Annotated in this window: 23 protein-coding genes and 2 pseudogenes; all 25 read right to left on the bottom strand. The window is 35.1% G+C overall.

All coding sequences use genetic code 11. The annotated features are described in order from the left end of the window. Positions 1–31: 31 nt before the first annotated feature. The 25 genes and pseudogenes from fdhF to AC1DS7_RS09890 all read right to left on the bottom strand — a co-directional run bounded on the left by fdhF (position 32) and on the right by AC1DS7_RS09890 (position 25,798). Positions 32–2,980: a formate dehydrogenase subunit alpha gene (gene fdhF / locus AC1DS7_RS10010; protein ID WP_476998943.1), complete on the bottom strand. Its 2,949-nt coding sequence runs from the start codon at positions 2,978–2,980 to the stop codon at positions 32–34. After that, positions 2,949–3,141, bottom strand: a pseudogene (locus AC1DS7_RS10005) (hypothetical protein). The gene fdhF and the pseudogene AC1DS7_RS10005 overlap by 32 nt, the downstream one beginning before the upstream one ends. A gap of 104 nt (positions 3,142–3,245) precedes the next feature. After that, positions 3,246–4,022 carry a TerC family protein gene (locus AC1DS7_RS10000; RefSeq protein WP_016119945.1) on the bottom strand — a complete coding sequence of 259 codons (777 nt, stop codon included), beginning with the start codon at positions 4,020–4,022 and terminating at the stop codon, positions 3,246–3,248. 156 nt (positions 4,023–4,178) lie between these two features. Then, on the bottom strand, positions 4,179–6,914 hold the full coding sequence (locus tag AC1DS7_RS09995) for a putative bifunctional diguanylate cyclase/phosphodiesterase (protein ID WP_476998942.1): 2,736 nt from the start codon (positions 6,912–6,914) through the stop codon (positions 4,179–4,181). Positions 6,915–7,459: 545 nt separating this feature from the next. After that, positions 7,460–8,692 carry an N-acetylmuramoyl-L-alanine amidase gene (locus tag AC1DS7_RS09990; protein ID WP_476998941.1) on the bottom strand — a complete coding sequence of 411 codons (1,233 nt, stop codon included), beginning with the start codon at positions 8,690–8,692 and terminating at the stop codon, positions 7,460–7,462. 448 nt (positions 8,693–9,140) lie between these two features. Further along, positions 9,141–9,382 (bottom strand): annotated as a pseudogene (locus AC1DS7_RS09985) (Ger(x)C family spore germination protein); the annotation flags it as partial. Positions 9,383–9,465: 83 nt separating this feature from the next. Beyond that, positions 9,466–10,413: a DNA-binding domain-containing protein gene (locus AC1DS7_RS09980; protein WP_012260676.1), complete on the bottom strand. Its 948-nt coding sequence runs from the start codon at positions 10,411–10,413 to the stop codon at positions 9,466–9,468. Between the two features lie 491 nt (positions 10,414–10,904). After that, positions 10,905–11,813, bottom strand: coding sequence for a chemotaxis protein (locus AC1DS7_RS09975; protein ID WP_002064638.1), 909 nt, complete (start codon positions 11,811–11,813; stop codon positions 10,905–10,907). 141 nt (positions 11,814–11,954) lie between these two features. Next, positions 11,955–12,440 (bottom strand): hypothetical protein, encoded by a 486-nt coding sequence (locus AC1DS7_RS09970; RefSeq protein ID WP_012260675.1) that lies wholly within the window; start codon positions 12,438–12,440, stop codon positions 11,955–11,957. Between the two features lie 463 nt (positions 12,441–12,903). Then, the gene (locus AC1DS7_RS09965) at positions 12,904–13,239 is read right to left on the bottom strand and encodes a DUF3964 family protein (protein ID WP_012260674.1); all 336 of its coding nucleotides are present in this window, start codon (positions 13,237–13,239) and stop codon (positions 12,904–12,906) included. Positions 13,240–13,288: 49 nt separating this feature from the next. After that, positions 13,289–14,512, bottom strand: coding sequence for a flagellar hook protein FlgE (locus tag AC1DS7_RS09960; RefSeq protein WP_012260673.1), 1,224 nt, complete (start codon positions 14,510–14,512; stop codon positions 13,289–13,291). Positions 14,513–14,528: 16 nt separating this feature from the next. Then, the gene (locus AC1DS7_RS09955; RefSeq protein ID WP_012260672.1) at positions 14,529–15,107 is read right to left on the bottom strand and encodes a flagellar hook assembly protein FlgD; all 579 of its coding nucleotides are present in this window, start codon (positions 15,105–15,107) and stop codon (positions 14,529–14,531) included. A 3-nt stretch (positions 15,108–15,110) separates the two neighbouring features. Continuing rightward, positions 15,111–16,232 carry a flagellar hook-length control protein FliK gene (locus tag AC1DS7_RS09950; protein WP_012260671.1) on the bottom strand — a complete coding sequence of 374 codons (1,122 nt, stop codon included), beginning with the start codon at positions 16,230–16,232 and terminating at the stop codon, positions 15,111–15,113. Positions 16,233–16,242: 10 nt separating this feature from the next. Then, complete coding sequence (locus AC1DS7_RS09945) at positions 16,243–16,653, bottom strand: hypothetical protein (protein ID WP_012260670.1); 411 nt, start codon at positions 16,651–16,653, stop codon at positions 16,243–16,245. Positions 16,654–16,775: 122 nt separating this feature from the next. Further along, positions 16,776–18,080, bottom strand: coding sequence for a flagellar protein export ATPase FliI (locus AC1DS7_RS09940; protein ID WP_476998940.1), 1,305 nt, complete (start codon positions 18,078–18,080; stop codon positions 16,776–16,778). Further along, positions 18,077–18,763, bottom strand: a complete 687-nt coding sequence (locus AC1DS7_RS09935; RefSeq protein WP_012260668.1) for a FliH/SctL family protein — start codon at positions 18,761–18,763, stop codon at positions 18,077–18,079. The genes AC1DS7_RS09940 and AC1DS7_RS09935 overlap by 4 nt, the downstream gene beginning before the upstream one ends. Next, entirely contained in the window at positions 18,750–19,754 is a 1,005-nt protein-coding gene (locus AC1DS7_RS09930) for a flagellar motor switch protein FliG (RefSeq protein ID WP_002012042.1), read from the bottom strand. The genes AC1DS7_RS09935 and AC1DS7_RS09930 overlap by 14 nt, the downstream gene beginning before the upstream one ends. A gap of 13 nt (positions 19,755–19,767) precedes the next feature. Beyond that, a complete protein-coding gene (gene fliF, locus AC1DS7_RS09925) occupies positions 19,768–21,342 on the bottom strand; it encodes a flagellar basal-body MS-ring/collar protein FliF (protein ID WP_012260667.1) in 1,575 nt (524 codons plus the stop codon). A 22-nt stretch (positions 21,343–21,364) separates the two neighbouring features. Continuing rightward, positions 21,365–21,664: a flagellar hook-basal body complex protein FliE gene (fliE, locus tag AC1DS7_RS09920; protein WP_002064631.1), complete on the bottom strand. Its 300-nt coding sequence runs from the start codon at positions 21,662–21,664 to the stop codon at positions 21,365–21,367. Between the two features lie 17 nt (positions 21,665–21,681). Further along, complete coding sequence (gene flgC, locus AC1DS7_RS09915) at positions 21,682–22,095, bottom strand: flagellar basal body rod protein FlgC (RefSeq protein WP_002030933.1); 414 nt, start codon at positions 22,093–22,095, stop codon at positions 21,682–21,684. Between the two features lie 20 nt (positions 22,096–22,115). After that, positions 22,116–22,523 (bottom strand): flagellar basal body rod protein FlgB, encoded by a 408-nt coding sequence (flgB, locus tag AC1DS7_RS09910; RefSeq protein ID WP_012260666.1) that lies wholly within the window; start codon positions 22,521–22,523, stop codon positions 22,116–22,118. Between the two features lie 362 nt (positions 22,524–22,885). Next, positions 22,886–23,158 (bottom strand): hypothetical protein, encoded by a 273-nt coding sequence (locus AC1DS7_RS09905; RefSeq protein WP_002135383.1) that lies wholly within the window; start codon positions 23,156–23,158, stop codon positions 22,886–22,888. Next, positions 23,148–23,516, bottom strand: a complete 369-nt coding sequence (locus AC1DS7_RS09900; RefSeq protein WP_012260665.1) for a flagellar export chaperone FliS — start codon at positions 23,514–23,516, stop codon at positions 23,148–23,150. The genes AC1DS7_RS09905 and AC1DS7_RS09900 overlap by 11 nt, the downstream gene beginning before the upstream one ends. A gap of 22 nt (positions 23,517–23,538) precedes the next feature. Then, positions 23,539–24,915: a flagellar hook-associated protein 2 gene (locus AC1DS7_RS09895; RefSeq protein ID WP_012260664.1), complete on the bottom strand. Its 1,377-nt coding sequence runs from the start codon at positions 24,913–24,915 to the stop codon at positions 23,539–23,541. 19 nt (positions 24,916–24,934) lie between these two features. Continuing rightward, positions 24,935–25,798 carry a flagellar hook-associated protein 3 gene (locus AC1DS7_RS09890; RefSeq protein ID WP_012260663.1) on the bottom strand — a complete coding sequence of 288 codons (864 nt, stop codon included), beginning with the start codon at positions 25,796–25,798 and terminating at the stop codon, positions 24,935–24,937. Between the last annotated feature and the right edge of the window lie 259 nt (positions 25,799–26,057).

Below are 26,057 nucleotides of genomic sequence, written 5' to 3'. Positions count from 1 at the left end.
AATCAGTAGGGGATAAAGCCCCCCCACCTGATTAAAGTTTCACTTTATCCGTTAAGTGTACATATCCTGGACGAGCCCACTTACGATTTACCTCAATGCCGTTTTGAGGATGACGCTTTTTATTACGTGGGTTCGTTTTTGGCATCGGATTTTCACCTTCTACTTGTAACACTTCCATACGCACTTTCGTTTGTTTATATGCAGGCGTATTCGTACGTTGATCGACCGCAGGACCTGTTAAGAAATTAATCGCCGTTTCATTATCTGTCGAGTTCATCGGTAAATACAGTTCATTCGCTTTTACACGATCCGTTACAAGTGCACGTAATTTAAGTGCTCCGAATGGAGAAACAAGGCGTACTAACGAACCAGTTTTCACTCCACGTTCCCTTGCTAACTCTGGAGAAACTTCAACGAAAACACCTGGTACTTTCGATTGAATACCAGTTGATTTATTTGTCATATTCCCTTCATGGAAATGTTCAAGCATACGACCGTTATTAATGTGAAGATCGTATTCTGCTGGAAATTCAGCAGGACGTACCCAATCAGCTATCGCAAAACGAGCTTTTTTGTCCGGGAAGTTAAATCCATCTTTAAATAGCAGCGGCGTATTCGTTCCATCAAAACTTCCCCAGTGGAAACTGTTCCACCCTTCAAGCACTTCATAGTTTGCGTGTGCGAATAGTGGTGATAAGCTTGCCATTTCAGCAAAGATTTCACTTGGATGATTATAATTCCAGTTTGCGCCTAACTTATTAGCAATTGCCTGCACGATCCACCAGTCTGGTTTCGCATCTTCTAGCGTTGGAAGCACTTGATATAACCTTTGTACACGACGCTCAGTATTTGTAAAAGTACCTTCTTTCTCAAGAGATGGCGCTGCTGGTAATACGACATCAGCGTATTGAGCTGTTTTAGAAAGGAACACATCTTGAACGACAAAAAATTCAAGACTTGATAACACTTCATGTACGTGATTTGCGTTAGAGTCTACAAGAGCCATATCCTCTCCAACAAGATACATAGCTTTCATTTTCCCTTCATCAATTGCGTGAAGCATTTCAATGTTATTAAGACCTGGTTTATTATCAATTTTTACTCCGTAAGCTATTTCAAATTTCGCACGTTCTACGTCGTTAGTAACGTGCTGATATCCTGGTAGCCAGCCTGGAAGAGTTCCCATATCACAAGCACCTTGCACGTTGTTATGACCACGAAGTGGATATGCACCAGCACCTGGACGGCGATAATTTCCTGTTGCAAGAAGTAAGTTTGAAATCGCAGCGGAAGTATCTGAACCACCCGTATTTTGCGTTACACCCATACCCCAAAGAATACACGTACCATCTGCATCACGAATCATCTCGGCCATTTGAACGAGAGTTTCTTTTGAAATACCTGTAATCTCTTCTGCATATTCAAGCGTATATTCTTTAAGACTATCTTTGAAATCTTCAAAGAAGTTTACATTCTCGTCGATGAACTGCTCATCATGCCAACCTTGATCGATCATATATTTTGTAACAGCCATTAACCATACTTGATCTGTTCCTTGCTTTGGACTAATAAAGATATCTGAACGCTCTGCCATTTCAGTTTTACGAAGATCTGCGACAATTAGTTTTTGACCGTGAAGTTTATGCGCACGTTTCACACGAGTCGCTAACACAGGATGACCTTCTGTTGGATTACAACCGACGATAATAACAAGACCCGATTGCGCGATATCTTTAATCGTCCCTGCATCTCCGCCCATACCAATTGTACGGAACAATCCATCCGTCGCTGGTGATTGACAATAACGTGAGCAGTTATCAATATTGTTCGTTTCAAACATTTGTCGTGCTAATTTTTGAATAACATAATTATCTTCATTCGTAATTTTAGAAGAAGAAATAAAACCGATAGAACCTTTACCGTACTCTTCTTTAATAGAGCCCATTTTATTTGCCACTACATTAAGCGCTTCTTCCCAAGTTGATTCCACGAACACTCCATTTTTACGAATTAAAGGTTTCGTAATTCGTTTTTCGGAATTCACGAAATCCCAACCAAACTTTCCTTTTACACAAGTAGAAATCGCATTAACTGGTGCTTCAGAAGATGGTTGCACTTTTAAAATTTCACGGCCCTTCGTCCACACTTCAAATGAACAACCTACACCACAAAACGTACATACTGTTTTCGTCTTCTTCGTACGAGTATCGCGCATTGCAGCTTCTACTTCTGACACAGCGAAAATACCGCTATATCCAGGTTCAACCTCTTTAATAAGATCGACCATAGGCTCAAGAATATCCGGCTTCAGCCCAGTCATAAATCCAGCTTCACCAAGCATCGATTTCTCCATTAATGCATTACAAGGACAAATTGTTACACATTGACCGCAGCTTACACATGAAGAATCGTTAATATCTACTCCTTCATCCCAAATAACACGAGGACGCTCTGCCTCCCAATCAATAGATAACGTTTCATTTACTTGTAAGTTTTGACACACTTCTACACATTGACCACACGCGATACATTGATTCGGGTCATAGCGATAAAATGGATGAGACATATCAACTTCGCTTGCATCAACTTTTGGCTCGTAAGGATATTTTTGATGCTCAATTTCCATTAATTCTGCCGTATTATGCAGTTTACAATTCCCGTTATTGTTGTCACAAACCGTACAGTACAGTAAATGATTTTCTAATAAGCGATCCATCGCCTCATGTTGTGCTGCCTTCGCACTAATAGAGGCTAACTCAATATTCATGCCGCTCGTCACTACAGTTGAACAGGATCGCACAAGCTTTCCATTCACTTCTACAATGCAAGTATCACACGTTTGAATCGGATCCACTTCCGGCACGTAACAAATTTGTGGATGTTCAATTCCGTTCTCATTAATGATGCCTAGTACCGTTGAACCAGGCTCAGCACTATATTCTTTGCCGTCAATTGTAATATGAACCATGCTGTCGTTCATGGTTACTCCCCCTTTTTGAGAATAAAAAAAACTCCACCACGAAAATATACGCACCACATTTTTGGCACGTTATCATCATGGTGGAGTAGTTTATTAGCACATCTTGCTAAAATACCAGTCCATTTATTCATAAATAAAATGATAGATTCATAACAGGTCATATCACGATTCCATCTTTAACACTATAATTATAGCGTTAAATCGAAAAATACACAATATAATTATTATTGAAAAGGACAAAGCACATAATGCTCTGACCTTTGTATTACATTTTAGAATTATTCTGAGATGACTTACTTCCCGGTGCAAACCAACCAATTAGTGCAATAGCAACTAATACTCCGTAGAAGATTAAAGTCCAAGTTGTACTGTGCGGGAAATCATGGTCTAAGATACCAATATCCTCGTGGGCAAGTGTAATTACAGCGAGTTTTACACCGACCCAGGCAACAATTGCGTATGCTGTTGTTTCCAATGCTGGACGTTTCTCAAGTAATTGTACAAACCAAGTTGCCGCAAATTTAATTAAAATAAGCCCGGCAATCCCTCCGAGAAGTACAACTATGAACTGGCCTCCATCCATACCACCGAAATCTTCTAGCGGTGAATCTGGAAGACCAAGGGCAAGAGCAACTGCGGCTAATATTGAATCGATCGCGAAAGCAAGGTCAGCTAATGCAATCTTTCCTACTGTGAACCAGTAGCTTTTACCTGCCGCTTCCTTTTCATCGTCCTTATGAATATTTTGATTGTCTTTTCCGAATTGCGCCTGAATGACATGCTTCAATCCTAAATAAAGAAGATACGCTGCTCCTATTGCTTGTATTTGCCAAACATTTGCAATAAATGAAATCGCAAATAGAGCTGCAAATCGAAAAACAAAGGCCATAATGATTCCGTAATTTATAGCCCTTTTTTTCTCTTCTTCGGGTAAGTGTTTCGCAATAACTGCTAGTACAAGGGCATTGTCAGCCGATAACAATCCTTCTAATCCGATTAAAATTAATAATGCCCAAGCGTACTCTAGCCATATTGACTCCATCCGCTTCTCTCCTTTCTAAAACTAAAATCAGATAAGGTCTTTGCTCATTAGAATTTCCGATTAAGCCAAATTAAATGCTAAAACATTTTGACAGTTACTTTGCTGTCCTCTATTTGTTATAATTTCAACAAAAAACAAATCTAGATTGTGGTTTTCTTAGAAAAGGTGACGCGACATTGTGCTTAAAAACTTGATGAATTCATCTTCACTTACAGGTTTACTGTAGTAATAGCCCTGAATTAGATAACATGCATTACGTTGTAACATTGTTAATTGTTCCTTCGTTTCTACCCCTTCTGCGATCACTTTCATGTTTAAAGTATGCGCTAGTGAAATAATGGTATGAATAATTTCATTTCCATCAGTAGAATTTCCGATCCTATTAACAAATTCTCTTGGAATTTTCAAGGTATCAATTGGATACAAAGGGAGATATGCTAATGAAGAATACCCTGTACCAAAATCGTCAATTGATAAATGTACACCATATGATTTTAATACTTTTAACTTCGATAAGGTTTCTTTTTCATCTACCATTGCTATTCTCTCTGTTAATTCTAAATCAATCGAATTAGCAGGTACCCCTACTTCTTCTATGGTAGATATGATTGCTTGAACAAAATCTTTCTGTTCAAACTCTATAGCTGATAAATTTATCCCCATTTTTAGATTTGCATAGCCTGCAGAATGCCACTTTTTCAGTTGTCGACACGCTTCCTGTAACGTCCATTTCCCAATTGGAATAATTTGCGACGTTTCTTCCGCGATAGGTATAAATTCAAAAGGAGAAATAAGTCCCAGTTCTGGATGTTGCCAACGAATTAAAGCCTCTGCACCAATAACCATACCAGTCTTACTGTCAACTTGTGGTTGATATAATAAAAACAACTCATTATTTTCTAATGCCTTCGGTAAATCCTGTTCTAATCGTAATCGTCTTGTTATTTTTTTTGATAATGTCTCGTCATACATGCAAACAGCATTATTACCTTTTTCCTTTGCACTATACATAGCAATATCAGCATGTTGTAAAAGTGTAGTAGTATTTATTCCTCCAAACGGATACACCGCTATTCCTATACTAAGAGATAAATAAAAACTATGTTGATTAACTACAAATGGTTCTTCAGTTATACGAAATAGAGTTTCACACAAATCCAATAGCTGTTGCTCTGTGTGGTTATGGACTATGATCGCAAACTCATCTCCCCCTATTCTCGCTAGAGGAATAGCCGGTGACAGACATGTCCTAAAACGTTTAGCAACTTCTTTTAAAACACTGTCACCAATTGAATGTCCCAGTGTATCGTTAATGGTCTTAAAACGATTTAAATCTATATACAAGAGTCCAAATTCACCCTGCGTTTTTCGTGCACGCTCAATGGATTTTTCTAATTCTTGTTGGAAGAATATTCGATTTCCAATCTCCGTCACTGTATCATGGAATGCTAGATAGTTTATCTCATCTTGTTGTTTCTTCATTCTCGTAATGTCTTTTACCATTACATAACTCCCAAAAGTTTGTCCTTCTATCATAATAGGAACAATGGTGACGTACCAAAAATGAATGTCCTTCTCATTATTATTTTTCACACGTAATTGCAACGAAGCCGAACTGCATCGTTTCCCTTCCTGTAGAGCTGCTTCCAATTCAGATCTATCTTCGTCTAAAAAAATCGAGAAGCACTCTTTACCTATTAATTCATCACTGTTTTTTCCTAATAACATACTTCCAGCCTGGTTTATATTTAACACAGTACCATTTGAATTAATCGTTAAAATAGGATCTGGATGATACTCATATAATGACTTAAATCTCTCTTGATTTTTGACCAAGTCATTGGATTTGTTTATTAAATCTTCTGTTCTTTGAGATACTTTTTGTTCTAATTGATTATTAAACACTTTTAACATCTCAGTTAAATCTCTGTTTTGCATTCGTACGATTGTATGACGAATCAGCACAAATACAAATGCAATACAATTTCCAGTAATAAGTGTAGCCGAGGAAGTTTGCTCTTTAAGAGTAAAACCAATTAAGACTGCAACTGCAAGATAAGGAAATATGACAAGAAGTTTCTTTCCGAATGTCGGATCAATAATAAAATAATTTCTTCTAGAAGAAGCATTCTTCGGTATAGCAGCAGCAATAGCGATAAATAAAAGGAAAACTCTATACAAACACCTTAATAATATAAGTGAACGATCTGACAAATCATCTTGTAAGTAAAAATACAAGTAGTCCGTAATAGCCAATCCAGTTAATACGAGAATAAAAATAAATAATTTACTTTTCGCATTAAAAATAGCTGGTCGAAAGATTAGACTAACTCCTAATAAAAGAAGTAATAAATCTATAATCGGAAAAATAAATGAGAGAAAAACATCTCCAATTGATAAGAATAAGATATTTGCAGAAGGTTTATTAAACAGGTACCACTCTAATGTAAAAATGGCAGTAACAACAATACATAAATCACAAAGTAAATACGCCTTTTCCCACTTGTTACATTCCATAATGATTTTATAAAAGAATGCAAAGAGAAAGAAGAATAAGAAAAACAACAAAAACACATCAGAGATATTAAAATTTTTTATTGGTAATTCTACATTAAGCACTTGAAAAGCGGATATAAAATTCCCGATCAAGAAACACCCTATTGCAATAGTAATGCAAACCCAGAATACTCCTAACTTAATTTTTCTGGATAATATAGAATACAGTAATGAGATAAATACAGTAGTTTCAACAACTAAGGATGATAGTCGGATATTAAAATCTGATACGAAATATTGATTCGGAAAAACAAATAAAAATATATAGCAAAAGCTTATATAGAATATTAGAGCTATTGTTAATAAGATAAATTGCAAATGTGAATGTTTAAGCAATATATTCACCTTCTTAAGTCTTTCATCATTTTTTAAAATTTGTATCTAATTATTATTCATATTATGACCATTTCAAAAGATTTCTTTCAAAATAAAGCACCCTTATATTACACCTGTAAATATTTAAAAATTCCATAATAGGAATTACAACAAATATCTGCAGCTATGTCCTTAACAATATCAATTATTGTTATACGATCTATTTATGTAACAAGTAGATTTAATAGCTAATTAGTTCAAAGAATGTTTTCTTTGAACTAATTAGCTACTGCCCATCTGAATCATATAACTTAACTATTTTTAAATTAAAATTTCACGTAAAAATAATGAATGTAGGTGTATGCCCCTATCTATTTATCTTTTTTTCTTCATAACTTCTATAGTATTCATTAAGTACGCTAACTTAAACACCGACTTATTTATAATCCTTAATAAGTCGGTGCTAGTATACACTATAAAACTAAAACACATTTCAAATAACAAAACTATACTTTAGCAATTTATAAATTTCATATTCCTAGAATTACTAAACTTTCTTTTACCTATTACAATCTATATTCAGATACATTATTTCCTTTCCATTCATAATAATCTAAAACCCCTTCATAAATGGCTTCTGCTGCAATCTGTCTGCCGTTTGCCGTAGATAGTTTACTGTAATCGATACCATTATCTATAAAAGCCAGTTCCGTTAACACAGCTGGCATGCCGTTTTCTCTTATAACATGAAGATCTCCATGTTTAACGCCTCTATCACGTGTTTGAAGAGCCTCTACTAAACGTGTTTGAATTTTTTCCGCTAACACACGACTTTCTTCCACATGAGGATTTGTTTTTTCGGATTCAGAAGATTTATAGTAGTATGTTTCTGTCCCTTTTGCATTACCATTAAAAGCATTTGCATGAATGCTTATAAAGATATCCCCCTCATTTTGCTTAGCAAATTTAACACGTTCCTGTAAAGAGCTTTTTTGGTCATGTCCAGGTCTAGTATCAGATTCACGAGTTAGTAAAACTGTAAATGGTGTATGTTTTTCGAGCAATTGTTGTAGGCGTAAGGAAGTGTCTAATACGATTTTACTTTCAGGCAATCCTTTTGTGGACTTTCCGGGATCTGCACCACCATGTCCAGGATCAATAATGATTGTTTTACTTTCTAAAGGGTTTTTCGGACTGTATTGAAGGGTATCTGTTTTGGCAGTAAGTTGTGCGGCTTCTGCACGTGTTATGAATTTATTTGGTTGCCAACCATTATCAGTACCAACAGAAATCTTTAAATCAATTAAAATATTGGCAAATTTTTCACCCCAATGTCCTTTTAAATCATCAAATTTACTTTGCCCATTACTATTTGTTCTATCTTGTAGCTTATATGCATTTACTAACATTGTTGCCATTGCAGCACGAGTAACTTTTCCAGAAGGATTAAATATTCCATTTCCTTCACCTTTAATTATTCCTGCTTTTTCAGCTGCGGCAATGTATGGTGTTCCCCAGTGGTTTTGTGAATCTGTAAAAGATGGTTTTGCATTTAAGTCAATATGTATACCAAGGGCCTTTGTCATAATTGTTGCCGCAGAAGCCCTATCTAATGTATCACTTGAACCAAAAGTTCCATCTGGATAACCACTCAATACTTTTTTATCAACTAAATAATTAACGGATTTGTCAGCCCATGCAGGAACATCTTGGAATTTATGAGTATTTGCAAATGCACTAGATGAGTAGGATAGTAGACTTCCAGCAAGAATTCCTGTAGCAATTAATTTTTTCTTCAAAATTTAGCACCTCTAAAAAATTATTACAAGTTGGTAAATATATCAATTATAGTTAATCTTTAAATAATACGACCTAGAATAAAGAATAGATTAAATACGCATTATCCCTATATTAAAGATATCAAATACAAATCGAACTATTATTCCGAAAAGAATCCTGAGACATACACTTATAGATAGAAACTATTAAATATATTCACCAACGTCGTGTAACCAGTATAGTTACTCATATGTACGAGTGTCAATTAAAAAAACCTTACATTTTTGTAAGATAACCATGTTAATTATGTAGCAAGTAATTATTATATAATGTGAATAATTACTCGGTATAATAAAATAGTAATCTTATATTTTAAACAAATATTAATTATCTTGGTAGGCAAATAACTTATAACAGCCACCTTTTTGGCTATGCTTTGGAATCCTACTTTACTCTTCAATTCTCCGTATTAAAAGTTTGTTGATGAAATGTAATAACAACTGTACGATTATACAACCTATTCACCTCAATTAAATCAGTTAAATATTGAGGAAGAGTCGGTTTATCTTTAAAATCATTATGTATTAAGTCCTTTCACAGTGACAATACGCATATTCCTAGTATTTTTCTGATCGCAATACTACAAAGTAAGACCTAGCTCCTTCCTTTTGTACAAATTTTTGATTTACTAAAATTAATTGTAACTTTTCCTCTGTCCGAAACGATTCCATACAAAACAAAAGGGAAATACATATACACTATGTATCTCCCTTTTATTTTGTACCCAATTTTTTTATTGTGTTACGGTCATAACTTGTCCACTACGGTCAACCATAATTTTCATTTTTCCGTCTTGAGCGTTATATAACCCTAGCTTATGTAGATCTTGTTTGCATTCTTTTACGAAGTAAGGCAATGTACGAATTTGATCGATATCCGAGCTCGTAATGAAATGAATTAAATGATGCGTCATTTCTTTAATATCATGAACGAGCTCGGCCTTCTCTCGTGTTAATCTTTCATTTTCAGCTCGTAATGAATGTAATTCGCCTTCAAGACCACGTACGTTCTTCTCATCCTTCGAACGCTCTGCCGCCATGCTAGAAAGCTTATAGATTCCCTCCATGAACTGATGCAATTCGTGTTCTCTCTTTTCACTACATTGACTAATTGTTTCAAAGTTATCCACGATGCCAGACATAACTGTTACGAGGCTTTTTTCATCTTCTTCATTTCGAACGTCTTCATTTACTTCCTGCTTGCTTTCTTGTTTTGTCTCAACAATTGTCTCTTTTACAGGTGTATACTTACGTTTTCGCCCCGGCTTTTGTTTTTCAATATTTTCAAACGGCATCTCTTGTTTTTTTAATTTATAATACGTGTTTTGCAATTGACTTTCCGTTTTTCGGAAAAGATTCATTTCATTTTTACTAACATATTTTGAAATATTTGCGATGTTTAAGCCATGACGTTGACAAAATTGATACACTTCATACAATAGTTCTAGTTCAGACTTCAACCAAGTAATCGCTGATTTTTCATATACTCGCATACCGCCATTTTTTTCTATATCTATTTGAAATAATACCATTCTATTATATAAATCGATTAGCTCTTCATACCTGACTTGGAATTGTTTCTCTATTTTTTTAAATTCCGCCTCTAATTTCATATCGTTCGTTTTATTATTTGACATGTTTTGTAAAAGACTTAATACATTGATTGCTGTGTGGTGATACATAATCTGTGTCACTCCCCCTCATCCTTTCACAATTCTCATCTGACTCCCATGTCTTTTAAGAAAATAGAAATTTCCACATATCCATATTATAACATTTCGAAATTATCTGTCAAATGATTAACATACAAAAAGTTATAAAAAGTATCGAAATAAAAAATGATTTTTAACAAATATTAAAAAATAAAAAATAGCTAAGCAAAATATTATATCAGAAAAATTCTACTTAATTATATTATATGGTATTCCTAATATATTTTCACCGAAAAAGTTTGCGCCACCACGAAATCTTATAGATGAAATAATTGAACATCATGTAAAAAAACCCTCACCTTTACTATAAAGGTGAGGGTTTTACACAACGCTAACTAATTAACCGAAAGAATGACCATTATTACCACCGTGGCTACAGAAAAACAAAAATATCTCAGCAACACTCTACCTTTCTGTCTTTACACACATGGCTGGCTCCTCTCTTCCAACTAAAAGAAGCTTTATAGTACTAACTTATCAACTAGCCCGATTAATTCTTGGATATCTGGCTTACTTACTTGAGCATTCGCTCCTACTGCTTCACCTTTATGGAATAATTCATTTGTAATTAATGAAGAGAAAATAATGACTGGTAATTGATTCATTACTTCACTATCTTTAATTACTTTCGTTAAATGGTGTCCATCCATTTTCGGCATTTCAATATCTGTAATAAGCAGGTGAATATGTTCATACATTTTTTCACCTTGCTCTTTTGCTAATTTTTCAATTTGAGCTAATGCTTCTGCACCATTGCTGAAGAAGTTCATTTTCGTATATCCAGCTGATGATAATGTTTCTTCTAGTATTTGACGAAGCATCGCTGAATCTTCTGCAATATAAATAACTTTTTCAGCTCGATCTGTTTTTTGCTCTAATCCTGAAAGTGATTTATTGTCATAACCAGTACCGCTAATTTCACATACAATTTTTTCATAATCTAATAATAAGATGATTTTCCCATCTAGCTTTACAATTCCAGACGTCGTTTCTTCTAGTCCCATAGATAATGAAGCTGGCTCATCAATTTGTTCCCATGAAATACGTTGAATACGATGCACTTCATCAACACGGAAAATAACTTTCATTTGGTTTAATTCTGAAATGATAAATTTCGTTTGATCAAGTGGTTTTATAGATTTTAAATTAAGAGCCGTTGCTAAGTTAATAACAGGTAAAATTTCACCACGTACTTGAACAACACCTTCAACTGCATGATGAGATTCTGGCACAGTTGTAACAGGGAATGGATTAATAATTTCACGCACTTTCATTACATTAATACTAAATAAATTTTCACCAACAGTGTACGTTACGATTTCTAATTCGTTTGTTCCGCTTTCTAATAAAATACTTTGTGCTTGTGACATAAAGGTGTCGCTCCCCTTCCATTAATTCCGTATATCTAATTATTAAGCTTTATTAAAACCGAAAAGTCAACTACCTATATGAAAAATATAGATAGTTGAGTGATTCTCACAGTTTTAAAGTAGAAATACTACCGGTAAAACTTAATCTTGTATAAACGAAGCAAGTGCCTCTAGTAACACTTCTTGTGCTCCTACAATTTCTGTCGGCATCGCTTCCCATTTTTTTGAAAGCTCTGTTTCCACTCTCATTCTTAGCTCTGGACCCATTTCTCCTAGCACATATTCTTTCGTCGCTATATCAACATCGATAAGCGAAAGAGCGTATAGTTCAGGATCATTTATTTTCTCAAATAATTTCTTCAGTACACTAGGCGCCATATGCTTTAATTTTTCAATGTGAATTTCCTTATCAGAAAATAGTAACTCATATTGAATATACGTAACATTTTCTTTAATAACTTTAAAATAGCAATTATTTTTTTTATCATTTACAAAATAACCGTTCGGATCTGCAATAATACTCTCTACTTGACGTATTAAATTAGGTAAACTACTCGCCGCCATTACAGTACGTTGCTCAACCTCACTTGGCGAAATGAATGTAACGCGATACTTATTTTGCGCCATCCTCCTCACCTCTCCTTTTATATAAACTTAGTCTAATTGTACAATATCTTAATTAATCTAAATCTATTTCAAATCAATGCTTCTAGACTCGGATAAATCCTCTCTCCCAAAAGTGAAGAGGCACCACCTAAACACTTGGCTTTTGGCCTCTGCAACTGCCTTAGAACCACTCCATACCTCTCGTCTTACAATGTACGAGCCGCTCATAGGCAACTCTGACCGCTACTTCACTCAGCTAGGTCCTCGCCTCTTCAACTAACCTAGAACCACTCCATATCTCTGTTCTCACAATGCGCGAGCCACTCATAGGCACTAACCGCTACTTCACTCAGCTAGGTCCTCGCCTCTTCAACTAACCTAGAACCACTCCATATCTCTGTTCTCACAATGCGCGAGCCACTCATAAGCACTAACCGCTACTACTCATCGCTAGGCCCTCTCTCAAAACCTTAAAAGAAAGCTTTTAAGCCCCTTTCAACAGCTCAATGTTATTGAACCAAAAAGCAAGCTGTTGATCCGCAATATCCGGCAACGTAACAAAAAACTCACGACACTTCATCTCATCCTTAAACAGTTGATACTTCCAAACGCCATCACTACCAACACTTACGAAATAACACTCATGAATACGGCCAATGATTACCTGTTTTTCACCAAATGAATATGGAGGCACTTGTTTGATTTCAAATTGATCTGGTAAATATATATGCTCTTCTCGTTCTATTTTTAACACTTGCTCAGCAAGCTCACGTTTATTTTCGAAAAAAGGCAATTGTAAAATTCGCTCTTGTCTTGTCATACGAATATAAAACCCTTTCTACTACGTTACAATTTTTCTTTACGATTTATTATCGAATTAAGTTCACAACTTCATTTAATACTTCATCTGAAATTTTGATTACTTTCGCATTTCCTTGGAATCCGCGTTGGTATAACATTAAATCAACGAATTCTACAGATAAATCTACGTTTGCACCTTCTTGTGCACCACCACGTATTTTTCCTGCACCGTTTTGACCAGATGCACCTAACGCTAAAATACCAGTTGTATTCGTCGCTGTATAGTTACCATTTCCAGTTTTCATCAAACCGCCTTCATTCGGGAACATTGCAACAGCTAATTGACCAGCAGATTTCATACTTCCATCAGAATATTTTACCATCACATATCCACCGTCAGCAATAAAGCAATCTTTAACAGTCGCCGCTGCTCTACCATCTACATCTGTTACTGACAATGTTTTATCTGTTGGATGATTCGTTAAATGACTTAAGTCTAACTTTATAGAGCCACCATCAAATGGAATATTGGCCCCTTGCTCTTTCGGATTTGGATTTCCAATAGCATCAAATGTCATATTACCACCTGCACCTGGAACATCCTCAAACTTTGTATCCTTTTTCGAGTCATTACGCATCTGTACTTTATATGTATAATTGTGTTCGCTTGTTTGTGTAAATTCTACACGCATTGTCCATGTATTACCGGCATTATCGTATACAGGTAAGTCTTGCGTAATTTGTTTTTCACCAGTTGGAATATTCCCTTTAATTGTCCCTTGCGATGTTCGAATACCACCAATTGCCGTTCCCATTGGAATTTGCAATGGGCCTGGAATACCAGATAAATCAACTTCACCAGTCGCCTCATTAGCAGGGTATGCGAATACGTATTGACCTTCTGTGTTCGTAATATAATAATCTGAAGATATTCCAAACGTACCTTTACGCGTAAATTCCATGTTTCCGCCTTTTGAATCACCTACAACGAAGAAACCATTACCTTCCATTGCAGCTTGTGTTTTGCCACCTGTTAACGTAATTGTACCATCACTATAATCCGTAACCGTACCACTCATTTTCACACCGTTACCGATACTTTTCGGATTCGTTCCTGCGTATTTACCGTCACCTTTTGCACCAATTGAATTGTTATATAGTAAATCATCAAACATTGCTTTTTGTTTTTTATAACCAACCGTTTGTGCATTGGCAATATTATTTGAAGTTACACTTAATGCATTTTGTGTTGCGTTCATTCCTGTAATACTTGTATATAACGCTTTAATCATAACGTATGTACACTCCTTATGAATTTGTAGTTTTTACTTCTTCAGTTACTTTTTGATCGTCTTTCTTTGCATCTTCTGGATTCGTTTCTCCAATCGGTTTATCAGACACCCTCTCAACAAAGCGAAGAGATACAATCTTATTATCAATAACGAGCTGTACATCGTTATTTTCCGCAAGGCGAACTGTCTCTACTTGACCAGTTACTTTTTTACCGTCACCGTCGATCCCTCTTACGTATTTCCCTAAAAACTTCATTCCACCATCAAGCGCTGTCGAATACATCGTCGTTCTTAAAGAGTCAACTGCTTTTGTCATATTTTGCACTTGTTCCATAAGAGATAACTGCGCTGTCTGATTCATCATTTGATTCATATCCATCGCATTGAACGGATCTTGGTGCTGGAAACTCGATAAAAATAATTTTAGAAAATCGTCTTTCCCCATTACACCAGGAGTTTTTTGAGCACTTTCTGATACTCCGTTTGTTTGTTGAACTGGCGATTGTACACCATTAACAGGTGCATTACTTTTTTGCGCTCCTGCCTGCAATGGAATATGATTTGTACTCCTTGTGTTTAATCCAACTGTTGGCACGCTTTATTCCTCCAATAATCCTGCAAATTCTTTCGATTCTTGTTTCTCTTGCTTCGTACTTGCTAATTTTTGTTTTTGTCTTTGCTCTTGTTCTCGCTGTTCTTTACGTTGTTCATCTTTTTCTGAATAACTTATTTGAATATTAATTTCTTTTTCTTTTAATTTCAGCTTCAATTCGTCAAAAATTATTTCAACACGCTTTTTCGCATCGTGTTTTTCCATTTCTACATGGACTTCAATTTGATCTCCATGCTTTTTCATAAATACAGTTAATGAACCAAGTTTCTCTGGATTTAGCTGGAATAAAACACGTTCTTGTTTCACTACAAACTTTTGCAGAGCCTCTACTTGTGCTTCCATTTTCTTGCCTAAGTCAGGTAATGTAACCTTCTCAGCTCCACTATTTTGTTTTCCTATTTGATCAGTCCCCGTTGCCTTATTTAATAATTCAGCTCCGGCCGAACTTGAATCGTTTAATTGATCGACTTCTGGTAACTCTAACTTCACATCATCGCTTTCAGCTTTCTGGAGTTCTACTTCCTTGGACTCCTCTTGTTTCTTTGCGATATTACAAGTTTCTGTTTCTACGACTTTTAATACTTGCAACGTTTGCTCTGGCATCGTCACCTTGTCTAGCACCATTTGCATTGTATCTTCTAAACATATGGCATTTTTAATATTCATGTTAGAAAAAAGCTCTTGTAATTGCTGTAATTCAGCTGCGGGCAATTCGTTCAGTTTAATATTTCCGTATTCTTTATATAACGCCTGTATTTTTTGTATGTATTGATATAACAATTCTGGTTGCACACGCAATTGCTCAATTGCAACCATCTGCTCAGATACAGCTAGTAATAATTGTTCTGTCTCTTTCTTTTCTTCTTTCTTTTCTTCTTTCTTTACAATTGGCTCTTCTTTCGTTACCGTTTTTTTTGCGAGAATATATTCTTGCTTCTCTTCTTCTGGTGCTTCTTCTCGTTTCGGTTTCTCCGTTTTCGGCTGTTTTTTATTTTCAATTCTCATTGTATTATCGAATGAAGAATTTTCATTTTTCGATTGTACTTCTAGCCCTTTTTCTTTTTGCGGAGGTAAACTTTGCTGCACCGGTAATACAAACTGTATCACTACATCCACCTCATCCGTTCATACACATTTTTAAATCAAGAAGCATTTTTTCTTCCAGCTTTTCTTTTACTTTCGCAAGCTTCTTACAATCTTCTTGATACATTTCATCAATGACACGTTCTTTTTCTTTTATTTGCTCTAAAAGGCTTTCATTTTTTTGAATAAAACCTTCTGTTTTTTTAATTTTTCGATTCCATTCTTCTATTCTTTCAGGTGAAAATGTATGTGAAGATAGCATACCAGCCATAATACGTTGTCCCGTTTGTACAACCTTATTGCGTGATTTCACAACATATAGATCATATTCTTTTTTTCGTTCTATTTTTCTTTTTTCAGCTGTTAGTTCGTACACTTCTTTCAAGATATGTTCTTTCTCTTGATTAATCTGCAATTTAATCGTGTCGTACTGCTGTTTATTCACCTGTTTTCATAGCTCCTTCCTATTATAACGTTACCTTTTTCTATTATATAGTTTTTTTACAAAAAAATCTGTGAAATATTAAAAAACAAAAAAATAAGACCCCAAGGCATGAGCATGAGGTCTTATACAATATGGTGCATCGCTTGGACAATATCTTCAAAATGAAAACTATCCGTTCGACCTTGTTTTAAAAACGTATTTATACCTTCTACTTTATTTTTACATTCAAAAATATAGGCATTTTCTTCATTCTCTTGAATTGTTCCTAATTTGAAATACAATTCATTTTCTTTATAAATAGATAAAATTTTTCTCATTTCATTTGCAACCTGCCAATGGTTCGGCGATACGATTTCTTCCATAATCCTACTTACCGAATCTAGTACAGAGATTGCAGGGTAATGACTAAGCGTTGCAATCTCACGCTTTAATACAATATGTCCGTCTAAAATACCACGCGCCAAATCTGGTACAGGACCATTTAAATCGTCACCATCAACGAGTACTGTATAAATACCTGTTATGGATCCTTTTTGTGTTTTTCCTGACCTCTCTAATAACTTCTTCATATAACTTTCCATTAACAGTGTTTTACCACCGATGGGTAATTCCTTTACTRCAATATCAACACTTCGGCGTGCGTCAGCGAAGCGTGTAACAGAATCCATCATAAGTAGTACGTTATTACCTTGATCGCGGAAATATTCGGCAATTGATGTTGCAAGCTTTGCAGCGCGAAGTTGCATAAGATGACTTTCATCTGACGTCGCTACAACAACGACGCTTTTTTTCATTCCTTCTTCGCCTAACTCTTTTCGAATAAAGTCTTTTACTTCCCGGCCACGCTCACCTACTAAACTAATAACGTTAATATCAGCTTTTGCGTTTTTCGCAATCATTCCAAGTAAAGTAGATTTACCAACACCTGATCCAGCAAAAATACCTATCTTTTGACCGATCCCAATCGTTAACATAGAATCAATTGATTTAATTCCCGTTTCAAATACATCTGTAATTTCCTCACGCTCAAATGCATGAATCGGCGGTGCATCTAATTTTATTTTTTGCAGTGGAATGTTCTCGGCATCTTCGTTTAGCACTTTTCCATTTGCACTTAACACTTTGCCAAGTAAATGATTACCACGGGGAACAACGACATCTTCTGTAATTAATGTAACTAAATCTCCGTAACATACTTTTTCTGTCTGTTCAAATGGGAGTAACATATTGTTTTCTTTTTCAATTGCAATAACTTCACATAAGACGCTATGCTCTCCAACGAGACAAACATCTCCAATCTTCGCTTTTGGGCCTTTCGCTACAAAAAACTGCTCTTGTACACTATGAACTTTGCCAACTTTCGTATAAAACGGTGTTTCAATAAATGTATTCCATTTATTATGCTCATTCATTAGCTCGTTGTTCATACGTTTTGCTCCTCAAACAACTTCTCTTCTTCCCATTTATGACGAAGCTTCGCAAATATCGGTGCAAATTTAAATTCAAAAAACTCTTTCTCTTCTTCCAGAACAAATTCGCCAAACTGTAAAGAAAAATCATACTTCCATTCTACTAATTGTAGTAGCCAATACTCTTTCGTATTTTCTTTCTCTTCTTGTATACGTTCAAATGTTTCTGGATGAACCGTTATAATTAATTTTTCAAATGAAGTAGGCAATGTTTGCACGATGCCTGTTAAAATCGGCAAAACGTCTAATAAGCGCGAATCTACCGCTTGATTCACTACTTTTTCTGCTAACTGAAAAGATTGATTCCATAATAACTCTGTCCATTCGTATGCTGTTTCTTGTTGTTCTTTTTGAAACTGTATACGCGCTACTTCCATCTGTTCCATTTGTTCATGAATATGCATTTGAAACTGTTCTTTATCTTGCAACAACTGCTGACGCTCTCGTTCTAGCATTTGCTGCTGCTGCCTTAGCTGATTCATTTCAATATGTAATGCATCTTGCTGTGCAAGAAGTTCTGCATGATCCACTTGTATCTCTTCTTCAATGTGAACTGATACTGGTTTCGGAAATTGTAATTCATACGTTTCTTCAGAAAAAGAAACAGAATTCTTCGGAATTCTGTTTTTAAATAAGGACATCATCTTCACCTCTTTGAACGATAATTCTTCCTTCTTTTTCTAACTTTTTCACCGTACCTGTAATCGTTTGTTGTGCTTTTTCAGCATCCGTCATCTTAAGCGGTCCTAAGCCATCTAACTCTTCAAGAATCATCTCTCTACGGTTTGAAGACATACATGTAAATAGTTTCTCTTTAATTTCTTCTTTTGCAATTTTAAGTGCTTTCGCGATAACACCGTTATCTGTAATTTCCTCTAATACACGGCGAAGCGCAAGATCTTCAAGACCAAGTAAGTCTTCAAAGACAAACATATTTTCTTTAATTTTCTCAGATAACGCATAATCGACTTCATCCAGCTTTTGAAAGACTGTTTTTTCAACACCTCGTGAAACATTATTTAAAATGTTCACTATTGTTTTCAATCCATCTGTTTTATTAATAGCACTAAATGCCATATTATTTAATTTTGCTTTTAATAACTCACCAATTTGATTAATTAATTCACCATCTACTTGTTCAAGCTTTGCAATCCCCATTACCGTTTCTACACGTTTATGATCTGGTAATCTCTCAATTAATTGAGAAGCAAGTTGCGGCTTAATATAAGAAGCAATAATCGCTATCGTTTGTGGCGATTCATCATTAAGCACTGTAAGCAGTGGCTCTAAATCTGTAAGTGAATTTAAGAATTCAAATGGATTATCTTTGTTGTACCAAAGGTCTTCCAATAATTTTTCCAGATCTTCTTCTGGCATATTTTTAAATATACGACGAATGTATTCTTTATCTGGAGTTACTAAATTCAATTCTTTTACATTTAGTTCATACAAAAACTCCCCTAATACATTTTCTAACGTTTCTGGTTTATATACACGAAACTTCGCGATTTCACGAAGTAATACTTCTTTTTCCTCAGCCGTCATATATTCAATGACTTTTGCTGCCACCTCTTCGTTTAATGTACGAATGAGGATGGCAGCTTTCTCTTTGGAGGAGATTTCATCTAACATTGTTTTTCCTCCCTTACTGTCCGTTTAACCATTTTTTAATTACTTTTGCAGTACCTTCTACATGCTCTTTCGTAGCTTCCTGCACTTGATCATCTAATGTAGGCTCTGATGGTTCTACTGGCTCTGGTTTTGGTTCTGGTACTATTTTTTCTTCAGGAATTTCAAAAATACTTTCACTACTAGCAGCAACTTCCTCTTCTGCTAAGTATTCTTCATATTCCTCTTCTTCTCTCTTTTTCTTACGTCTTGCTAAGAAGAACCATACTAGGCCAATTAGTGCTAGCAAGCCAGCTGTAATTCCACCGAATAACCACCAGTTCATACCACTTTTTTCTGGCTCTTTCTCTTTTTCAACTTTCGGCTGGTCGAACTGAACAGTTACAACGTTAACTTGACCGTTTGTAAAGTTTCCATTCGGATCAGCTTGAAGCCCAGCTGCTGTGCCAATCGCTTCTTTAAATGTTGTCATATCAATTTTTCGTTTTACTAACGTATCGTTATCTACCCATACAACAACATTTGTTTTTGTTAATTCTGGATGTTTCTTAATCGTTTCAACTGTTTTATCTATTTCATAGTTTTCAATTTTGTTACCATTTTTATTATCGTAGACAACTTTACCGTTTTGATTATTGTTCGTACCGTAGTTCGGCACTTCACCGTTCGCTGTAATACCCGCACCTTGCTTCGTATCTGCTCCTTCTTGCGCAGTAGAGCTTTCCTCTTGCTCTTGTTTACTGCGAAGTACACCTTTATCGCCATATTTTTCTGACTGACGTGTAACTTCATCGTAGTTTACAGACACTTTCGTATTCACTTTATATTCATTTGATTTAAACATCGTCATTAACGTTGCGTCAATATCTTGCTTTAATTTACCTTCAATTTGATGCTGCATCTCTACTTCCTTTTCATAAGAAGAGGAGCTGTTAGAATGCGCTTCATCTGCTCCTTTTGAGATGATACCTTTTTTACTATCAATAACACTTACTTCTTCTGCTTTCACGCCAGGAACTGCCGCACTAATCATTTGCTGTATACCAGCAACTTGATCAGCTGTTAATAGTTGTCCACGCTTCACACCAACAGTAATCGCCGCTGTTCCTTTTGCTTTTTCTTCATCAAAAATTGTTTCTTTTTCAGGTAATGTAATTTGCACATTTGCCGTTTCAATCGTCGCAAAATTTCGTACAATATCTTGCTCCAATTGCTTTTTCGTACCGACAATCTGCTTCATTTTCTTATCTTGTTCACTTGAACCGAGCGAGCTTTCTAATAAAATTTCCTCACCGCTTTTTGAATTAAACGGTAAGCCCATTCCATTCATTTCTTTTCGAACCCATGGAGCATCATTCTTTTGCACTCGAATCGAACCATCGGCTGCTAATTGGTAATCAACACCTAGCTTCGATAATTCTGCTGTAATCTCTTGCTTATCTGTATCATTTAAATTTTGATATACAACAACATATTTATCTGGCAAGGTGAAGTATAAAAGTGCTCCTGTTGCAATCGCTAAAAGCGCAGCACCAATCACTAACTTATGCCACGTTTTCAACGATTGGAAAACATTTTTTATCTTTTCCATTTAAATACACCCGTCCATTTTCCTAAATTTGCATATTAATTAGTGACTTATAATTTTCAATAAGATTATCGCGTACGAGAGCAGCTGTTTTCATTTGTGATTCAGCTTTCTTCTGCTGAATTAAAACGTCATGCGTTTCTCCTACCCCTTTTGTCAGTAAATCATATACTGCTGTTTGGGCATTATTTTGTGTTTGATTCATATCTTCCAATAAATCAATAAACTTTTTGCCTTCAACTACAGATGTTTCTGAAGTTTTCTGTGTGCCAATCGGCTGAATCGCTCCAAATGGCTGTGTATTTAACATTGGTTGAATTTTCATATTTCCCCTCTTCCCTCTTATCCTCGGCCGATTTCTAAATCTTTATCGAGCATTTTTTTGTTCGCATTTAATACACTTGTATTTGCTTCATACATTTTTTGAGCAACCATTACATTCGTCATCTCAGCTGTCACATCAATGTTCGGATAACGTACATATCCTTCTTCATTTGCATGCGGATGCGTCGGATCATACACAAGATTTTCATTTCGATCCGTTTCAATACTTTTTATTTTCACTCCGTTAGTAGGAGCTCCATCTAGCATGCTTGCAAAACTATTATTTGATTCCAACACCACACTTCGACGGTGATACGGCTCTGCACCCGGTGCTCCCGTCGTATTTGCATTTACGATATTGTTAGAAGTAACTTCCATCCATTTTCTCGCTGTAGTTAGCCCTGAACCACTTGCATTAATTGCCTGAAACATCTTTGTCTCTCCTTTTACTATTAACGTCCACGTGCTGCTTGGTTAATAGCGTATTGCGTATTAATTGCATTAATTGAAACACCGTATAATTGGTTTGTTTTCATTAAATCTAGCATTTCTGTCGTTACATCAACACTGTTTCCATCTTTATTCGTTTGCATTGATTTCGTTTGAATCTTTGCGTATGTATTTTTCGTATTTGCTGTCGGTAAGTGCATTACATTCGTTTGATATAAATCTGGATTACTCTTTAAATCCGCAGCATTTTTTTTGTATAATCCACTGCTCATATTCATTTTCTCAGCAAATGTTACATCTTGTGCTTTATAGCCAGGTGTATTCGCATTTGCAATATTACTAGAAACGGTATTTCGCTTCGTTACTAAATAGTTCATATAATGACTTACATCACTAACTAAATCTGGCATATTCCACACCCTTCCTTTTCTAACTTAATGATCCACTGATGGAAGTTTCACTTCATTATTTATTTCCTTATATGTATTTATTAAAATATTTACTATTATGTACCCTTACATATTTTATTCCATTTTTCCATTGTTGTCTTTAGAAAAATACAAAAATATAAAAAAGAATACAAAAAAATGTATACACGTAGTAATCCATGAAATATTTCGATATATGAAATACAAATCAAAGTTAATTTTTATATTATTTAGATTACTTTCTCATTACAGGCATAAAGTGAAACCTCAATCAGCGGAACTCTTTATTTAAACAAGGAATGGATTCCCTTTTAAAAAGGGGAATCCGTTTCCATACTTTATCATTAATATTTACCATAAAATGAATTAGCTTTCATTCGCCCATCATTTTCCATAATCATTTCTTCCAAAATCTTTTGCTTATCTCGAATATGCTGCGCTGCCTTAATAATCCACGGGGTAACTTCCGTTGCAACATCTGCGCGCGTTTCTTCATCCAATGTCATCATCCAACGATTTAACATCTCACTTTTCTCAGCAAATTCTTCATCTGAAACCTGCAATTCACCGATTCCATTAAAACAACTGACAAACGTTCGATAAATATCATTGTTCATTTTCGAGCGCTCCACGGTAACCGTCTATTAAATCTTGTAACACTTGTACAATCGCATCAATGTCTTTTGCTTCACGCGTTACTTTCATCGTTTGAATTTGAATGCTAATCCAATCGTATAAACCGAATAGGCTGTCATATAAATCTTTCGAAATATCAGGATTTAATTGAAGCTTCAACTCTTCAAATATACGTTCTAACTTTTCAAGAAGGTCGTCTCCTTCTTGAAGTTTAAATGTATTTAAAAGTTCTTCTAATTTACGAAACTCTACGATACATCTTTCATAAATAAATATTGTATTTTTAATCGGATTACTCGTCATAATATCGTTTTGCATATAACGTTGCCATGCTTGCATATAATCACTTCCTCAGCTTTCATTAATCATCACTTTTTGTTTTTGTCATTGCTTTGATTGTCTGCAGCTGACTATCAAGCAATGCTAGCTGGCTTTCCAACTTTGCATATTTATCAATAATTGATTCTTGTTTTTTCTTATTAATTGTATCAATATCTTGAATTTTTCTCTCTAAATCAGTTACTTGCTTTTCAATACTTTTAGAGCGTTTTCCAATAATCCCTTCATCTCCAAAGATTCCCTCGAGCTTTTTATCTATATCATGACCAATGCCATTAAAACCAAAGAAAAATTGTTTTGTAGATTCTGGATTCTCTTTAAAAGCTATTTTCAATTTCTCTTCATCAAGAGTCATATTTCCTGTTTTATCAATTTGAATCCCAAAAGAAAATAAATACTTATCATCTTGGGAAAATCTAAAAATGCTTGTCATTGCATTACTGATAGCAAATGAAACATTATTCCCTTGCATTACTCCATTTTCACCAGAAAACAAATCTAAACTTTTAACAGCGTTATTATACTCATCTTTCATTTTTTTGATTAAATCTATCGAATTTTTTATATCTGAATCTTCGATAGTTAATTTAATTGGCTCTGTAGTTACCTTTTCTAAGTTAATAGTTAATCCTGGAATTGTATCAATCTTATTTGTTTTACTAGTTCCTTTAATTCCATTTATTGTATATTCTGCATTTACTGCTCCTGTCACTTGATGTGCAATGGCATTCGTTCCATCCGTATTTTTCGCAGAAGTAACCAGCCCTATATTTTGTAAAAAGCCATTGGCACCATCCGTTAATTTCAGCTCTCCCTCTTTTCCTGCAATAGTAGATGTGAAAAATAGTTGATCCCCTAATGTGTATACGGATACACCATAATTTCCATTATTAATTTTATTGACAAGATCTTTATACGTCATATCTTCCGAAATTTTAACTTCTTTTCCATTTATCTGAAATACATCATCTACTCCAAGCTTTAAATCTAAACTGAATTTTTGCTCCGTACCTTCAGGAGTTTTTGGGGGAGTAAGTGGAGCTGTAGTTATTTGATGCCTTTCTGCTACTCGCTCTACTGTAATTGTGTATGTTCCAGGAATTGCAGCAGCATCCGCCTGTGCTGTCATAAAACCATCTTTGGATAGAGTTGTTTTCTTTTCATCACCTTTAAATGTGTTTAAATCTTTGAATACTTGCACAAAATTTGCAAACTCTTTTTTCATGCTCGCATACACTTTGTTTTCATTTGTTAACGTTTGTTTTTGTGTAGTATATGGTGATTTTTTCATTTCCAATGCTTGTAACTCTAAATCTACTAACTTCTTTGTATCTATCATGTTATTTCCTAAATTCCATATTTGCTGTCTGTCACCATAATTAGATATTGTCCCTGCCATATTTTTCACTCCTTATCATTTACATGTAATCTAAAATGCTCGTTTTACTCATCGTACTAACTGCTTTAAGCGTTGCTTCATAAGTTGCATTAATATACGCTAGGTCAGAAATTGCTACCGCTAAATCAACATCTTCAATTTCTTTACGATTTTCTTGAAGCGCTAAATTTTGCTCGCTTAAAATTGTTTTAAACGTCTCCATCGTGTTCATAGTTGAACCAACTTCAGTTGTACGGTTAATGACGCTATCTAAGTTTTTCTTATTTTCTCCCAATAACGGTTGCAAAGCTTTTTGATCACCGTTATTCAGCGCTTCACTCATCTGTTTTAACGTTTTTATAACTGGTGATAATAATTCTTCTCCGTTACGAAATGCTTTTAAATCATAACCATCATTTAGCTGCCAGTTCACATCATTTTTTCCACCTTGATACGTACCATCTTCTGTAAATGGAACCTGTTCAGCGCTATCCCCACCGAAAATATAACGGCCTTGCTCTTTCGTATTCGCTAAATATACAACTTGTTTTAAAATTTGATCAATCTCTGCACCGATTGCCTTCAATTCTTTTTCACTATTCGTCCCATTTAGCGCTTGTAATGTTAATTGATCCGCTCTTGTTAAAGATTTAAAAACACCTTGTAATGTATTTTCAGTTTGTGTTAATACATTTTTCGAATCTGCTAAATCTTTTTGCATTTGTTCAATATTTGCTAACGAATGCTGAATCGCAAATGATTTACTTGCCGCAAGTGGGTCTTCGCTCATAAAAAGATTTTTCTTACCTGAAGTTACTTGATTTCGATGATATTGCTGTTGCACATTCAAATCCATCATCTGATTCTTTGCCCAGTTTGCATTTTGAAATGTAGATACTCTCATCTTTACCTTCTCCTTTATCTATATTTGAATTGGTGCGAAGAAGAAACCTCACCTATATACAGCTATCCTCTTCCCTCATAAAAAAGACTTTTTCGTTTTCATTTAATTTACATGGGGGAGGACTCTTGCTAAACATGGCTATTCTCCCCCGTAACTTCCCATTCAACCATCTCATATCTCTGGTCTAACATGGCTTGGTCCACTAAAAGGCTCTGTCCGCTTCTATCCTGCGCCGGACCCTCTCTTCCATCACAATAAA

It is taken from the genome of Bacillus sp. P4_E1 (assembly GCF_056401715.1).
This window is presented reverse-complemented; position numbering and strand designations above follow the sequence as displayed.